The 15,443-nt window shown below is 72.6% G+C and carries 13 protein-coding genes; 5 read left to right on the top strand and 8 right to left on the bottom strand.

What is annotated here, in order from left to right:
• Positions 1 to 33: 33 nt before the first annotated feature.
• The 4 genes from ACIP5K_RS15045 to ACIP5K_RS15060 all read right to left on the bottom strand — a co-directional run bounded on the left by ACIP5K_RS15045 (position 34) and on the right by ACIP5K_RS15060 (position 3,538).
• The gene (locus ACIP5K_RS15045; RefSeq protein WP_401409505.1) at positions 34 to 1,308 is read right to left on the bottom strand and encodes an MFS transporter; all 1,275 of its coding nucleotides are present in this window, start codon (positions 1,306 to 1,308) and stop codon (positions 34 to 36) included.
• On the bottom strand, positions 1,305 to 2,357 hold the full coding sequence (locus tag ACIP5K_RS15050) for a pyridoxal-phosphate dependent enzyme (protein ID WP_401409507.1): 1,053 nt from the start codon (positions 2,355 to 2,357) through the stop codon (positions 1,305 to 1,307). The genes ACIP5K_RS15045 and ACIP5K_RS15050 overlap by 4 nt, the downstream gene beginning before the upstream one ends.
• Before the next feature lie 367 nt (positions 2,358 to 2,724).
• Entirely contained in the window at positions 2,725 to 2,928 is a 204-nt protein-coding gene (locus ACIP5K_RS15055) for a hypothetical protein (RefSeq protein ID WP_401409509.1), read from the bottom strand.
• Between the two features lie 172 nt (positions 2,929 to 3,100).
• A complete protein-coding gene (locus ACIP5K_RS15060) occupies positions 3,101 to 3,538 on the bottom strand; it encodes an Lrp/AsnC family transcriptional regulator (RefSeq protein ID WP_401409511.1) in 438 nt (145 codons plus the stop codon).
• 158 nt (positions 3,539 to 3,696) lie between these two features.
• Here ACIP5K_RS15060 and ACIP5K_RS15065 point away from each other — a divergent pair, with 158 nt between their 5' ends.
• The 4 genes from ACIP5K_RS15065 (at position 3,697) to ACIP5K_RS15080 (ending at position 8,436) form a co-directional block, all read left to right on the top strand.
• Positions 3,697 to 4,875, top strand: coding sequence for a trans-sulfuration enzyme family protein (locus ACIP5K_RS15065; protein ID WP_401409513.1), 1,179 nt, complete (start codon positions 3,697 to 3,699; stop codon positions 4,873 to 4,875).
• A gap of 54 nt (positions 4,876 to 4,929) precedes the next feature.
• Complete coding sequence (locus tag ACIP5K_RS15070; protein ID WP_401409514.1) at positions 4,930 to 6,219, top strand: amidohydrolase family protein; 1,290 nt, start codon at positions 4,930 to 4,932, stop codon at positions 6,217 to 6,219.
• Between the two features lie 187 nt (positions 6,220 to 6,406).
• On the top strand, positions 6,407 to 7,573 hold the full coding sequence (locus tag ACIP5K_RS15075; protein WP_401409515.1) for an MFS transporter: 1,167 nt from the start codon (positions 6,407 to 6,409) through the stop codon (positions 7,571 to 7,573).
• Positions 7,574 to 7,620: 47 nt separating this feature from the next.
• Entirely contained in the window at positions 7,621 to 8,436 is an 816-nt protein-coding gene (locus ACIP5K_RS15080; RefSeq protein WP_401409516.1) for an MBL fold metallo-hydrolase, read from the top strand.
• 341 nt (positions 8,437 to 8,777) lie between these two features.
• On the opposite strand, the gene ACIP5K_RS15085 is transcribed toward ACIP5K_RS15080, so the two are convergent.
• From ACIP5K_RS15085 to ACIP5K_RS15100, 4 genes are all read right to left on the bottom strand, one after another.
• Entirely contained in the window at positions 8,778 to 10,001 is a 1,224-nt protein-coding gene (locus ACIP5K_RS15085) for a cytochrome P450 (RefSeq protein WP_401409518.1), read from the bottom strand.
• Between the two features lie 297 nt (positions 10,002 to 10,298).
• Entirely contained in the window at positions 10,299 to 11,885 is a 1,587-nt protein-coding gene (locus tag ACIP5K_RS15090; RefSeq protein ID WP_401409520.1) for a Na+/H+ antiporter, read from the bottom strand.
• Between the two features lie 184 nt (positions 11,886 to 12,069).
• Positions 12,070 to 12,927 carry a hypothetical protein gene (locus ACIP5K_RS15095; RefSeq protein WP_401409522.1) on the bottom strand — a complete coding sequence of 286 codons (858 nt, stop codon included), beginning with the start codon at positions 12,925 to 12,927 and terminating at the stop codon, positions 12,070 to 12,072.
• A gap of 111 nt (positions 12,928 to 13,038) precedes the next feature.
• Entirely contained in the window at positions 13,039 to 14,601 is a 1,563-nt protein-coding gene (locus ACIP5K_RS15100) for an MDR family MFS transporter (RefSeq protein WP_401409524.1), read from the bottom strand.
• 195 nt (positions 14,602 to 14,796) lie between these two features.
• On the opposite strand from ACIP5K_RS15100, the gene ACIP5K_RS15105 reads away from it, so the two are divergent.
• Complete coding sequence (locus ACIP5K_RS15105) at positions 14,797 to 15,426, top strand: TetR/AcrR family transcriptional regulator (RefSeq protein ID WP_401409526.1); 630 nt, start codon at positions 14,797 to 14,799, stop codon at positions 15,424 to 15,426.
• The last annotated feature ends 17 nt before the right edge of the window (positions 15,427 to 15,443 follow it).

The raw sequence follows: 15,443 nt of genomic DNA on the forward strand, positions 1-15,443 counted from the left end.
GCTCGGACAGGGGACGGCCCGACAGGCCGGGGGTCAGTGGCGGGTACGCGCCCTTCGTGCGTTCGCGCGCTCCGACGGCCCGGCCGTCCCGGCACGCCGCGTCCGCCGCAGCACCGCGAGGGGGACGACCGCGCCCAGCAGGAGCACACCGGCGAGCGCGATCCAGCCGGCCCTGCCCAGGGCGAGCACCACACCCGTCATCAGGACCGGGCCCGCGACCCGGTTGGCGACGGTACGGCTGGTGTTGAACAGCACCAGGTAGGCGCTGCGCGCCCCCTCGGGGGCCAGGGCGAAGGAGAGCGTCCAGGACGCGCCGACCTGGAGCAGCTCGGCGAAGGTCAGCAGGGCGACCGCGCCGCCCAGCGTCAGCAGGGCGCCGTGCGCCCCGAAACCCGGCGCGGCGGCGAACGCCAGCGCGCCGCAGCTCAACAGCGCCGCGGCGGTCGCGTACGAGATCCAGGCCCGGGTCGTTGTGTTGTAGCAGCGGTTCAGGGGGTACTGGAGGGCGATGCAGAGCACGGTGTTGACGGCGTACAGGATGCCGACGTAGCGCTCCGGCACCTCGGTGGCGGTCACCAGCCACAGCGGGAACGCCACGTTGAGCACCGGCATCCACAACGACACCAGTGCGTTGTACGCGGTGAAGCCCAGCAGCCGCCGGTCCTTGAGCAGGTCCCGTACGCCCGTCGCCCCGACCGGGCCGGGCGTGCCCCCGTCGCGTGCGGTGGCGAACACCACGGCCACGATCACGTAGGCGACCGCGCCGCCGATCAGCAGCGGCCGGAACGCGCCGGGCGAGCCCGACCCCAGGGCGACTCCGGCGATCAGCCCGCCCAGGCTGATGCCCAGATTGACGACGGTGCGCTGGACGGCCATCACCTTCGCGCGCAGGCTCTCCGGCGACCGCGCGCCGACGTACGCCTGGACCAGTGGGGGCGAGGACTGCTCGGTGACGGCGATGAGGGCGACGATCAGCAGGAAGCTCCACCAGCCGTCCACCCACAGGTAGCCGACGGTGGCCAGGGCGCGCAGCAGCATGACGCCGATCAGCACGGACTTGGGGCCGAAGCGTCCGGCCAGCCGGGCGATGGGCAGGGCGGCGAGAACGGCGATCGCGCCGCCGATCGTCAGGCCGATGCCGACGGACGAGGTGCTGAGGTGGGCGACCTTGACGAAGTAGATGGTCGACACGGCGAGGAACAGGCCGGTCCCGGTCCACTCGATCAGGGTGGCGCCCTGGACCAGCGGAAGGAACTGCCGGTAGTCGCGGCCGCCGTCCGGTCGTCCGGGCGTGATGCTCGTACTCATAGGCGCTGGTGCTCCAGGTGGTGCGGTTCCCGCCAGCTGAAGAACAGGCCCTCGCGGCGCAGCTGTTCCGTCGTGGCGGCTATCCCTTCGGCAATACCCTGCTCGTTCGCCCAGTCGTCGGAGTAGAGGGTGTCGCGGTACTTTCCGCCGCCGTCGGCGGCCACACAGACGGAGAGTCCCCGGGGCGCGCGGTCGTTCTCCAAGTCGGCGACCACGGCGCGGACGGCGCAGCCGCTGGACCCGCCGAGCGCGAGCCCCAGGTCCTCGGCGATGATCCGGCAGACGGTGATCGCCTCGACGTCGTCGACCTGCACGAGGCGGTCGTAGCTGTCCGCGCCCTTCAGGAAGGCGGAGGGGCGGCTGGCGCCGATGCCCGGTATCAGCCGGCGTCCCGCGCTGCCGGCGACGGCCAGGGAGCCGCGTACGTCGACGGCGACCGGGGCGACGTCGGGGCGGTGTTCGCGCAGGTGGGAGGCGATGCCGGAGAGGGTGCCGCCGGTGGATACGGGGACGTAGACCGCGTCGAGCTCCGCACCCGCCTCCTCGGTGATCTCGGGGCCCGTGGTGGTGCGGTGCACCTCGGGGGCGGCCCAGTTCTCGTACTGGTTGGGCCAGCGGTAGCCGGGGTTCTGGGCCAGCAGTTCGCGCACGGTGCGCAGCCTGCTCAGCAGATAGCCGCCCTGGCCGTCCGGCTCGTCGACCACCACGATGCGGGCGCCGTCGGCCTCCAGCATGCGGCGGGTGATGAGCGGGGTCTTGAGGTCGACCACCGCGAGGAAGGTGCAGTCGACGTCGCGCAGCAGCCGGGCCAGCGCCAGGCCGAGGTTCCCGGAGGTCGACTCGACGACCACGGTGCCCGGGGTCAGCGGCTGCTCGTCGTGCAGGGCCCGCAACAGTCCGACGGCGCTACGGTCCTTGACCGAACCGCTGGGACCGTGCCCTTCGAGCTTCAGCGCCAGCCACCGCGCACGCCCTCGGTGCGCGACGGTGAGGTGGAGTAACGGAGTCCTGCCGAGTGCCCGGTCCAGGACAGGCCTGACACGCGACATCGCTTCCCCCTGAGCTCGGCGCCGGTGAACCGAATGCAGAAGGACTTTAGGCATCAGCCCCCCGAGGTAATCAACGATATGACCGTTGCACCTGACGCAATCTGGCTGAAATTCCGGGGGGCGGGTATCGGCCATCCGCCGTCCCCACCTCGACGACCTGTGCCGACATATGCCGGACGCGCGTGTCCGTAGCGGGGCGAAGGGTGCGGGGGCCGCGCAGAATGGCCGACTCCGATCGCGGCTCGCACGCCTGGGTCGGGCGGACGGTGGCGGGTGGTGGGGGTGTCTGCCGAAAAGACGCGGGGTGGGCGTGGGGTGGGGGAGGCAGGCGGCGTTCCGGACCCGCCGCGGTCACCGGCCGGCCAGGTCAGCTGTCCAGGTCGGGCCTGGCGCCCGTGGCGAGCCATTGCGTGCGCACGGTGGCGGGCGTGTTGTTGATCGTGACGAGGGCCTGGGCGCAGACGGCGCTCAGGGTGTCGTCCGGTACGCCGTTGGCCTTGAGCGCGTCGATCATGGCGTCCCAGGTGACGGGGTCCAGTTCGCACCTGCCGTTGCTGCTGAGCGGGTCCATGGGGCCTCCGGGGTCTTGGGCGCGCGGCGAGCGGGTCCTCGCCCGTCCTGGGCGCGGGGGAGCGGTCCTCGATCAAAGATCGCGCACGGGTGGGGCAGGCGCCATCCGGCAGGCTTTCCCGCATCCGGCCCGGATGGGGCCCGTCCCTGTCCCGTATCTGCGGCCGCCAGGGTCAGAGGTTGTCGAGGGTCTTCATGATGACGAAGCTGTTGACCGTGCCCACCCCCGGCAGGGCGGCGAGCTGATTGGCGTGGAACTCCTCGTAGGCGGGCAGGTCGGCCACCTCGACGTGGAGCAGGTAGTCGAAGTTGCCCGTGATGTGGTGACAGGCGGTCACCTCGGGCAGCTCCATGACGTCCCGTTCGAAGGCGACCACGTCCGCGCGGGTGTGCCGCATCAGCCGCACCCCCGCGAACACGCGCAGTCCGCGGCCGATCGCCGCCGGATCGATCTGCGCCCGGTAGCCGCGGATGACCCCGGCCTCCTCGAGCTGGCGCACGCGGCGCAGGCACGGTGAGGGAGAAAGGCCGACCCGGGCCGCCAGCTCGTTGTTGCTGATCCGCCCATTGCGTTCGAGTACGGCCAGGATCGACCGGTCCACTTCGTCCATGGCAGCAGAATATTGCTGAATAGACCCGTACGGCACAAACGCATGGCGTGCTGCGACGCAATTTGCTGCCAAAATTGCCGCCGACCGGGGCATTGCCCGATCGCCGCCGCCCATGATGGATACCGACATAACGTCGCATTCGGAAAGGCCGGCCAGTCATGCTGGGCAAGAGCACCGTCACCGTCCACGCCGATCGCGGGATCCACCCCAGCCACGCGGTGGCGCCCCCGATCTACCAGACGGCCGCGTTCTCGGCCGAGGACGCGGCCGGCTTCGCCGCCGGGGCCGTCGAACCGCGCGGCCGGGACTTCTACACCCGCTTCGGCAACCCCAACCACGCGCAGGTGGCTGCCGTCGTCGCGGCACTGGAGGGCACCGAGGCGGCGATGGTCACCGCCTCCGGGATGGCCGCGCTCACCACGGCCGTGCTCGCCCTGGTGTCCGCGGGCGACCACGTCATCGGGCAGCGGTCCACCTACGGGGGCACCGCATCGGTGCTGCTGAACCTGCTGCCGCGCCTCGGCGTGTCCACCACGCTCGTCGACCAGCGGGACCCCGAGGCGTTGGAGAAGGCGCTCACCGCCCGGACCCGGCTGATCCTGCTGGAGACACCGTCCAACCCCCTGCTGCACATCACCGACCTGCGGGCTGTCGCCGAAGTGGCCCGCGCCCACGATGTGCTGACCCTGGCGGACAACACCTTCGCCACCCCGCTGAACCAGCGGCCCGCCGACCTCGGTGTCGACGTGGTCTGGCACAGCGCGACCAAGTACCTCAACGGCCACAGCGACGTCTCCGCGGGAGTGCTGGCCGGCCCGGCGGATCTCCTGAACCGCATCTGGGACACCAGCCTCCTCACCGGCGCCACCCTCGGACCCATCGACGCCTGGCTGCTGTTGCGCGGCATCCGCACCCTGCCCCTGCGCGTACCCCGCCACAACGCCAACGGCCTTGCCCTGGCCGAAGCCCTGAGCCGGCACCCGGCCGTCCGCCACGTGCACTACCCGGGGCTTGCCGCCCACCCCCAGCACCAGCTGGCCGCCGACCAGATGGACGGATTCGGCGGAGTCCTCGGCATCGAATTCGCCGACGGGTACGAGAGCGCCGACGCCTTCCTCGGCCACCTCCGCCATCCGCGCCGCTCGGCCAGCCTGGGCGGCGTGGAGTCCCTCGCCGTGCACCCCGCCTCCATGTGGGCCGGAATGCTCAGCGCCGAGCAGCTCACCGAGGCCGTCCCGCCGGGCCTGGTCCGCCTCGCCGCCGGCACGGAAGACACCGACGACCTGGTCGCCGACGCGCTCGCCGCAGCCGACAGCGTCCGGGCCACGGCCTCCTGAACGGCCCGACCCCACCCGCCTCCCGCGCACCACCCCGAAAGCAAGGAGCGACCCATGAAGACGCTGCTCTCCGGCGGCACCGTGGTCAGCATGGACCCGGCCGTCGGCGACCACGACCGCGCCGACGTCCTCATCGAGAACGGCGTGATCGCCGAGGTCGCCGTCCACATCCACGCCCCGGACGCCGAACTGATCGACGCACGCGACCGGATCGTCATGCCCGGATTCGTCGACAACCACCGCCACACCTGGCAGACCGCCTTCCGCGGCATCGGAGCGGACTGGACCTTCGCCCAGTGGGCGACAGCCATGCACGGCACCGTCAAGGCCCACTACACGCCCGAGGACGTCTACGCGGCCACCCTCCTGGGCCGTCTGGAGGCCCTGCACTGCGGCATCACCACCATGCTGGACTGGTACCACGTCGCCCAGGACCACGCGCACGAGGACGCCGCCATCGCCGCACTGCGCGAGGCACCCGCGCGATCGGTCTTCTGCCTCGGCGCCGGCTGGGCCACCTCCCGCCCCGTCGACGACGACATCCGCCGCGTCCGCGCCGAACTCGACGGGCCCGGACCGGTCACCATGGCCTTCGGCCTGCGCGGCGCCGACGACACCGGCATGGACACCCTGGCCCGGGAGGTGCGGCTCGCCGACGAACTCGGCCTGCGCACCAGCCTGCACACCGGATCCGACGGCACCCGGCGCCCCGTCGCGGACCTGCGCGAGCACGGCCTGCTGCGCGACACCACCACCTTCGTCCACGGCAACGGCGTCAGCGACGAGGAACTACGGATGCTCGCCGATGCCGGCAGCTCCCTCTCCGTCAGCCCCGACGTCGAACTGAAGATGGGGTTCGGCGCGCCGATGACGGGCCGGGCCCTGGCCGCCGGACTGCGCCCCACCCTGTCCATCGACGTCGTCCCCTCCGTCGGCGGTGACATGTTCGCCGCGATGCGCGCCGCCTTCGCCGCCCAGCGCGGCCTGGACGGCAGCCTGCGCGCCCGCGACCTCGTCGGGTTCACCACCATCGACGCCGCGGCCTCCTGCGGACTCGACGCCCGCACCGGCAGCATCACCCCCGGCAAGGAAGCCGACATCGTCCTGCTGCGCAGCGACGACGTGACGATCTTCCCGGTGACGGATCCGGTCGGTTCCCTGGTCAGCGCCGGACACCCCGGACTCGTCGACACCGTCCTGGTCGCCGGCCGCGTGGTCAAGCGCGACGGCGCCCTGGTCGGCGTGGACCTGCCGGCCCTGCGCGCCCGCCTGCTCGCCTCACGCGACCGGATCGCCGCGGCCGCCGGGGTCCCGCTCGACGGCACGTGGACCCCTCAGATGTGACCGAGCCACGGAGCCGGCCGCGTCCACCCCACGCCGGGCGCCCCCGTCACCGACCTGACCGCCGACATCCCCCGACTGCCCTTCGCTCCGGAGCATTTCCATGTCCCCACCCCCTTCCCCGACAGCCTCCGCCGGGCCGGCCCCGGCGGGCACGCGGACGCTTCCCCGTACGCTGTCGCGCCGCTGGATGTGGCTGGCCGCCTGGCCGGTGGTCGCCGCCATGGCGCTGTCGAACGAGCCGGCCCCGCTGTACGTGCTGTGGCAGGAGCGGATCGGCTTCAGCGCGGCCACGCTGACCCTGATCTACGCCGGGTACATCGCGGGACTGGTGCTGACCCTGTCCCTCGCGGGCTCGCTCGCCGACCGGTACGGACGTCGGCCGGTACTGCTGCCCGGCCTGCTGCTCGGCCTGGCGGCGACCGCGCTGTTCATCACCGCGGACTCGGTGGCCGTCCTGGGGGCCGCTCGCGTCCTCAGCGGCGTATCGGTGGGCGCCGTCCTGTCGGCCGGCATGGCTGCCGTCTCCGACCTGGCCCCGGAGGGCGAGAGGAAGCTGGGGGGACTGATCGCCTCGACGTCCATGGTGGCCGGGGCCGCGCTCGGGCCGCTCCTGACCGGGGTGCTCTCGCAGACCTTGCCCCACCCGACCGTCACGGTCTTCGTCCTCCAGCTCGTTCTGCTGCTGATCGCCGTGCTCCTGGTGCTGCGTATGCCGCTGCCCCGCGGAGCGGCGGGTGCCGGCCGCCCGGGGGAGCGGCTGCCGCTCATCCCGTCCGCACCGCGAGCGCACCGCCGCGATCTGCTGGCCGGCCTGGCCGTCTTCGCCCCGGCCATCACCGCAACCGGGTTCGTGCTGAGCCTGGGCCCGTCCCTGCTGGCCCAACTCCTGCGTACGGACAACCGGTTGATCTCCGGCGGACTCGTCTTCGTACTGTTCGCGGCCGCCACCGGCATCCAGTTCGCGGTGCGCCGACAGCAGGTGCCGGTGCAGTTCGCCCTGGGCGCGACGCTGACCGTGGCCGGAATGGCGGCGTTGATCTCGGCGGTGGTGCTCACGTCGGTGGCCTTGCTGCTGGCCGCGGCGGTCCTGGCCGGGTTCGGTCAGGGCGCCGCCCAGTTGGCCGGACTCTCGACGCTGGCCGCATCCGTGCCCGCGGCCCGACTCGGCGAGGCGAACGCGGCACTGACCGCCGGGGGTTACCTCATGGCCGGGACGCTGCCGGTGGCGGACGGCTACCTGAGCGACGCGGCGGGCCTGACCACCGGCACCACTGTGTTCGGCATCGTCGTCGCGGCGCTGGCCGCCGCCGGCGCCCTGACCGTGCTGCCACGCAGCCGGGACCAGGCTTCCTGAGAAGCGCGACCCGACCCCATCCCCTCACCACTGACACGGGAGACCTCATGCGCTACCTCTCGAAGGGCCGGCTCCACGCCGTCTTCGAGTTCGGCGATCTCACCGTCGTCCCGCTGCGTGACGGCTACGTCGACATGCCGCCGACCAGGCTTCGCGACGAGCACGGCGGACCCCTGGCCGAGCTGCCCGGCACCGTCCCGCTGATCGACGGCAATCTGCGCCTGTCGGTCAACGCCTTCTTCGTCTCCGACGGTGCACGGTCGGTCCTCATCGACACCGGTGCCTCCAACGCCTGGCACTCCACCATGGGATCGCTCCTCGACGCCCTGGACGAAGCCGGGATCGGCCGCGCGGACATCACGGACGTGGCGCTCACGCACCACCACGAGGACCACGTGAGCGGCCTCATCGCACCCGATGGCACCGAGGCGTTCCCCTCGCTCCAGCGCGTCTGGACCGGCGCGGACGACACGTCCGTCTTCCGGGGCCGTCTCGCGCCGGTCCGCGACCGCGTGGTCCCTGTCACCGGACGGGTCGCGGTCAACGCCCGTATCACCGCGGTCCCGACCCCCGGGCACACCCCCGGCCACACCGTCTACGACGTCAGGAGCACCACCGGGCGCCTCTTCGTCTGGGGCGACACCGTCCACGTGCCCTCACTGCAATTCGCCCGGCCCCGCACGTCCTGGGAACTCGACAGCGACCAGCCGCAGGCACGCCGGGCCCGCCTCGCCCTTCTGGAACAACTGACCGAGCCACACCACTATGTCGCCGGCGCCCACCTCGACTTCCCCGGCGTCGGTCACGTCACCCGCGACGGCGACGGCTACACCCTGGAATACCTCGCACCACCGACCCCCTGAGACGCGGACGGCCCCGGCCCGGAAAGGACCGGGGGCGTCCGTGCGGAATGCCGCCATGGCCGACGAGGAGCACATCCGGCGGACCGCGCGGTCCTTCCTGTCCTGTGTCACCGAGGTGGTGCGGCTGAGGGAGCTCGGGGACGCGGCCGACGTGCCGGAAGCCCGCCGCGTACGGCACTTGGCCCACGCGGTGCGCAGGTCTACGCCTTCGGGCGCCGCCGGGTCATGTCCGCACTGCTCGGCTGTCCGCGGACCGGCACGGACACGGAGCGGGCGGGCCCCTTCAGGGATCGGCCGGATGAGACGGTGCCCTCGCCCGGGGGCCGTCGCTCACCCGTGGCTCACCAGGTGACGGGTAGGGTGCTGGGGCCCCGGATCAGTCCCTCGCGCTGGAAGTCGACCTCGGCGGCGGGCACGGCGAGACGCAGCTTCGGGAAGCGGTCGAGGAGAGTGGTGATCATGACCTCCGCCTCCATCCGGGCCATGAGCGAGGCGAGGCAGAAGTGGGGTCCGTGGCCGAAGGCGAGGTGTCCGGGGCCCCGGCGGTCGAAGTCCAGCAGGTCCGGATCGGGGTAGACGCCGGGATCGCGGTTGGCGGCGACGTAGGCGTTGTAGACGGCGTCGCCCTTCGGGATGACGTGCCCTCCGACCGCCACGTCCTCGGTCGCGATCCGCGGGATGCCCACGCCGTTGCGGTGGGGGACGTACCGGTAGAGCTCCTCCACCGCCGCGGTCACCACGGCCGGGTCGCGGCGCAGCCGGTCCAGCCGGTCGGGGTGGGTGAGCAGTGCGTACAGCATGGATCCGCTGTTGTTGGCGACCGCGTGCCCACCGCTGACGTAGACGGCCATGGCCAGGGACAGCGCCTCGTCGTCGGTGATCTCGCCCGTCGCGGCGGCCTGCGCGAGGACGCTCGCCAGGTCCTCGCGCGGGTCCTCCCGGCGGCGCCGGAGGAGGTCGGCGACCCGGCCGCGGGTGTCCGCGCGCGCCGCGCGGCCGCGTTCGCTGTCGCCCGCCGTCGACAGCATCGTCCGGGAGTTGTCGGCCCAGGCGACCCAGTCGCCCTCCTCCGCTCCCAGGAAGTAGCAGACGACGGCGATGGGGAACGGCGTGTGCAGGTGCTCCATCAGGTCGGCGGGCGGGCCGGCCTTCTCCATGGTGTCGAGCAGGCTGTGCGCGGTGCGCTCGGCCATGGGGCGCAGCCGTCGCATGCCGCGCGCCGTGAAGGCGCGGGCGACCACCCGGCGCAGGTGGGTGTGCCGGGGCGCGTCGATGTATTGCAGTCCGGCGGTCTGGGACGCCACCGGCGTGGGGGCCATGGTGGTCACCGGGCAGCCGACGACCTTCTCCCGTGAGAACCGGGGGTCGGAGGTGACGAAGCGGACGTCCTCGTAGCGGGTGACGAGCCAGGCGTGACCGTCGCCGTGGCGCAGCCTGATGCGCGTCACGGGCTCCTCGCGGAGCACGTCGTCGAGGAAGGGGTCCGGCTGGAGGCTCGGCAGATCGTCCACCGGCCAGAAACGCACGTCGGGTGCCGGTGCAGCCGAGGGGGACTCGGACGTCATGGGGGGCATCCTCTCCTGCGCCGCGGTGGCGCGTCCTCTCCTGCGCCGCGGTGGCGCGTCCGCGAGCGCACGGGGTCCGCAGGAAGCAGAAGGTGCTGGTCGGGGCCGCGGGTGCCCCGCCAGGGCTTTGCGTCCATCACGTCACCCCCGTTCCGCGACCGGGCCGTGCGACACGACCGTCCCACCGAACGCCACCCGTACAGCCCCGGGGACGACACGGCGCGGGGTCCGGTGCCCGCAGTGGAGGCCGCGAGGGGGCACTCCGTCGCCCGCCCGCTTGCCCTGTCCGGGGGCCGGTCAGGTGGGATCGTGCTTCGCGCTCAGCCGCATCTCCTCCGCGTCCAGCCGGTGCTGGAGTCGCAGCAGGACGCCGTCGTCGATGTGCTGGCCGTCGCGCAGCCGGATGACGGTGTCCCGCTTGTGCGCCACCACCGCGAGGCCGAGGGCGGCGTAGTCGGCCTTGACGCGCAGCGCGGGCCGCAGTTCCGGGCCGGCCGGGTCGGCGGTGAGCACCTCCAGGTGACGGCGCAGCTCGTCGCGCACCCGGCCGGTGGCGCCGGGCTCGGCCCGCACCTGTGCCGCCAGCCCGTCGAGGGCGTCCAGCGCTTCCTGGGCGGCGGTCCTCTCGGCCAGCCGCAGCTCCTCGTGCGCACTGGAGTCCTCGGGAAGATGCGCCCAGCGCACCGTGGCGGGCAGCACCGCGCCCTGCACGACCAGCGTGACCACGATGACGCCGGTGGTGACGAACACGATCGCGGCCCGATCCGGGAACGGCGTCCCGTCCTCGACCGTGGCGGGCACCGAGAGGGCGACCGCCAGGGAGACCGCTCCGCGGAAACCGGACAGGCCGCTGACGATGCGGGCCCGGTGACTGACCCGGCGCAGCCGCTGCTGGGGACGGCGGTCCAGGGCCCGGATGGCGTACGCGGACAGGAACAGGAAGCCGACCCGGACCGCGGCCAGGGTCGCGCAGACCGCCACGACCGTCCACAGCGCCCACACCAGATCGGATCTCCCCAGGTCCCGTACGGCTGTGGGGATCTCCAGGCCGACCAGTACGAACAGGGTCGCGTTCAGGACGAAGGTGGCGACCGCGAAGAACGGGTATCCGAGCATCCGGCCCGCGGCGCCCATCGCGCGAGGAGCGACGCGGCTGCCGATCAGCCCGCACACGACCACGGCCAGGACCCCCGACGCGTCCACGGACTCCGCCAGCAGATACGCGGCGAACGGCGTCAGCAGCGCGAGCACCACGGACAGGACGGGGTCGGACATCCGGCGCAGCAGCATCAGGGAGGGCCAGGCGACCAGGGCGCCGGCCACCGCCCCGCCCGCGTAGGCGACCACGAAGAGCCCGCTCACATGCGCGAATCCCAGGCTCTCGCTGCCGGTCGCGACGCCGACCGCGACCCCGTAGACGACCAGTGCCGTCCCGTCGTTCACGAGGCTCTCGGACTTCAGGACGGTCAGGTTGCGCTCGGGCAGCAGGCCTTCGAGGGCCGCCATGGCCGTGGCGTCCGTGGGCGCCACCGCGGCCCCCAGGACCCAGGCGGCGCCCCAGCCCAGGCCGAGGGCGTGCGCGACCGCGGCGACGGCCGCGGCCGTGAGGATGACCAGGACGGTGGACGACAGCACGATGCCGCGAAGGCTGCGCCGGATGGAGCGCACCGAGGCCGTCAGGCTCTCCCAGTACAGGAGGACCGGCAGGAACAGCAGCAGCACCACGTCCGGCGGCAGCCTGACGCCGCTGAGTGAGGGCAGCAGTCCCGCGAGGACTCCGCAGGCGAGCAGAAGTACGGGTTGGCCCACCCGCAGCCGCGGCGCGATCATCCCGCACAGCAGGACGCACGCGCCGAGCACGACCACGAGCTCCAGACCCGCCACCGTCCAGGTCCCCTTTCCGCTTTCCGCCGCCCTGCGCTTCCGCGAACAGTCTCGGCGGGCCGCGCCCCTTCCGCACTCCCGCCGCAGGCGTCGAGCAGGGGGCCGGTGGGGTCGGTCCGGATGAGGCGGTCGGGGCCCACCGGCGTGGGTGGACAACCCCGACGCGGCAACCCCTTTCGGGGGCTCAGCCGCTGAGGTCAACCACGCCCCACGCGGTGAACGGCTCGGCCTGGACGTAGATCCTGCTTCCTCGGCCGACGGCGCGGCGGCGTCCGGGCAGGTGGCCGTCGGGCAGCGTGAGCAGGCCGACGGCCGTGGGCTCGACGCACGCTTCGGTGAGTTCTCCGCGGGCGAGCCGGTTCGCCTCGTCGCCGTAGCCACCGTAGAAGGCGACCCGCTCGCCGTGGATGGCCACGGCCGTGGCGCCCCGTACCTGGTTCGGCCACACCCTCACGGGCTGGTCGGGGCGTATCTGGACGAGCGGGAAGTCGGTGTACGCGCATGCCCAGGCGGTGGTGCCCGACACGTTCAGGGCGTAGCAGTCGAAGAGGCCGGGGATGCCCGCGCCGTCGGACGTCCACCAAATGTGGCCCGTGGGGCTCCAGCGGCGGATTCCGGCCGGGTTCTCGTCGAAGTGCCCGACCCAGATGTGGCCGGCCTCGTCCACGAGCAGGTGCTCGATGGCGTCCCCGACGGAGAAGGAGGAGACCTCGCGGCCGAGCGCGTCGAAGACCTGGACCTGGTCCGCGTCCTCGTACCGGCTGGCGCGTGACGCCGCGACGATGAACCCGCCGTCAGGCAGGCGGTCCAGGCGCGGCCAGCGGGCCCGCACCGCGCTCAGCTCGGTGAGTTCGACGTCGCCGCCCGGATGGACGGAGACGACCAGCGCGTCGAGGGGCAGGGGATCGCCGCCGGGCTGCGGAGCGCGGTCGGCGAGCAGCCAGTGGGCGGTGCCGAAGACATCGACGGTGCTGGTCAGGACGTGGCGGGCGTGGTGCGCTCGGGGGAGATGGGCGTAGGGGAGGAGGGCGGTCTTCTGCACGGGCGGGCTCTCCGGGGTGGGCGGTCACGGGTTCGGGCGCTGCGGTGAGCGGTGGCGGTGTTCCGCTCGGGCGCGCACCAGGGTATGCGGGACGTGAGGGGAGGGGCTCGATCAGCGGGTGGCGGTTGCCGGGGTGGGCGTCCGGTCGGTGGCCGGGGAGGGCGGGCCGGCCTTCTTGAGCGGGACTTCGACGACGAAGAGCGCGGCGACGAAGGCGAGGGCGCACAGGACCGCCGCCGTGGTGAAGATGTGGCCGGTGCCCTGGGCCACCGCGCCGAGATAGGCGTCCTTGGCGCCCGCGGACATGCCGGTCAGCGCGTTCGCGCCGGTGGACCCGGCGCCGCCGGGCTCGTGGGGCCCGACCGCCCGGGTGAACAGCGAGCCGAAGACGGCGACGCCGAGGGATCCGCCGAGAGTGCGGAAGAGGTTGACCGCACTCATGGCCGCGCCCATGTCCCGCAGGGGGACGCTGTTCTGGGCGATGGTGCCCGCCATCTGGAGGGTGCAGCCGAGACCGATCCCGACGAGCACCATGTACAGGCCGGTCAGCGCGGACGACGTGCCGGTGTCCATGGTGGCGAGCAGTCCCAGACCGGCGGTGAGGAACAGGGTGCCCACGACGGGGAAGACCTTGTACCGGCCGGTGGTGGACATGACCTTGCCGGCGATCGTGGAGACGATCACCACGGGGATCATCATGGGCAGCATCAGCAGGCCGGAGTCGGTGGCCGAAGCGCCCTGGACCGTCTGCTGGAACAGCGGCAGATAGAGGCCGGCGCCGAACATGACCACACCGGCGACGAGGATCATCACCATCGCCAGCGGGTAGTTGCGGTGTCCGGTGAACACGCTCAGGGGCATCAGCGGTTCGCCGGCGCGCCGCTCCACGGCGACGAACAGGGACAGACCCGCGAGCGCGGCGGCGGCCAGGCCGAGGATCTGCCAGGAGCCCCACGCGTAGGTGCCTCCGGCCCAGGTGGCGGCGAGGACGATCGCGGTGATGGAGAAGGTGAGCAGGCCGATGCCCGCCCAGTCGATCCGCGCCTCGACGCGGGTGGCCGGTACGCGCAGCTTCAGCCACAGCCAGACCAGGGCGACCAGGCCGAGGGGCAGGTTGACGTAGAAGGCCCACCGCCAGTCGAAGTGGCCGGTGACGAACCCGCCGAGCAGCGGGCCGCCGATGGTGCCGATCGCCATGACGGAGGCGGTCATGCCCTGGTACCTGCCGCGTTCGCGCGGCGGTACGAGCGCGCCGATCAGCGCGAAGGCGCCCGCGCCGATCCCGCCGGCGCCGATGCCCTGGACCACCCGGAAGGCGATCAGCTCGCCCATCGACCGGGACGCCCCGCAGAGCGCGGACCCGACGATGAACACCGCGATCGCGGCCAGGTACATGGGCTTGCGGCCGAAGAGGTCGCCGAACTTGCCCCAGACGGGTGTTGTCACCGCTGTGACCAGCGTGTACGCGGTGACGACCCAGGAGATGTGCTCCAGGCCGCCCAGGTCGCCGACGATCGTGGGCATCGCGGTGCTGACGACCATGTTGTCGAGCATCGACAGCAGCATCGCGAGCATCACGCCGAGCAGCACCCAGCGCACGTTCCTGGGCGGGGCCGGCGCGTCCGTGGACGGGGACGGGGACGGAGACGGGGTGGAGGAGAGGGACGCGGACATGACGGATCACTCCTTTCGGGGAGCAGGAAGAGAAGAGAAGGGGTCGAGCGGAGAAAAAAGGGGGCGGGAGAGGAAAAGGGGGAGCGAGTCGGGTGGTCGACGCTCCGCAGCCGCCCGCCCAGAAAAGCACACTCGATAAATAAGTGCAACGGTTCACCTTTTGATGCTGTGCAAGGAAGGGGCTAGGGTGGCGGTATGCCGACCACGGACCTGCCGACCTCGGGAACCGACGCCGCGCCCGCGCCGCCGATGGGGCGCCGCGAGCGCAAGAAGGCCGCCACCCGACAGGCCATCGCCGACGCCGCGCTGCGCCTGTTCCTGGAGCGCGGGTACGACGACGTCGGCATCCGCGAGATCGCCGACGCGGCGGACGTCTCCACCACCACCCTGTTCAAGCACTTCCCGGTCAAGGAGGCCCTCGTCTTCGACCAGGACGACGACCAGGAGGCCGACCTGCTCGCCGCCGTCCGCGAGCGCCCCGAGGGGCAGTCGATCCCGGCGGCCCTGTGCGCGCACGCGCTGGAGCACCGGCTCGCCGCCGCCGGCACCGACGCGCGTTTCACCGCGTTCCTCGACCTGATCGACTCCACCCCGGCCCTGCGCGACTACGCCCAGGCCATGTGGTCGCGCCACACGGACGCGCTCGCCCGCGCCATCGGGGAGGAGAGCGGCCTGCCCGAAGGTGATCCCGCCTGCACCGCGCTGGCGCACTTCGCTCTCGCGGCCCCCCGCGCCACCCGCGGCCGGGACGACCCCCGCGAAGCCCTCGTCCGCGCCTTCGATCTGCTCGACAGCGGCTGGAGCGGACTCGCGCCCGGCCGGTGACCCCGGCGCGCGACACC

This window comes from Streptomyces sp. NPDC088785 (genome assembly GCF_044750685.1).
Lineage (GTDB): Bacteria > Actinomycetota > Actinomycetes > Streptomycetales > Streptomycetaceae > Streptomyces.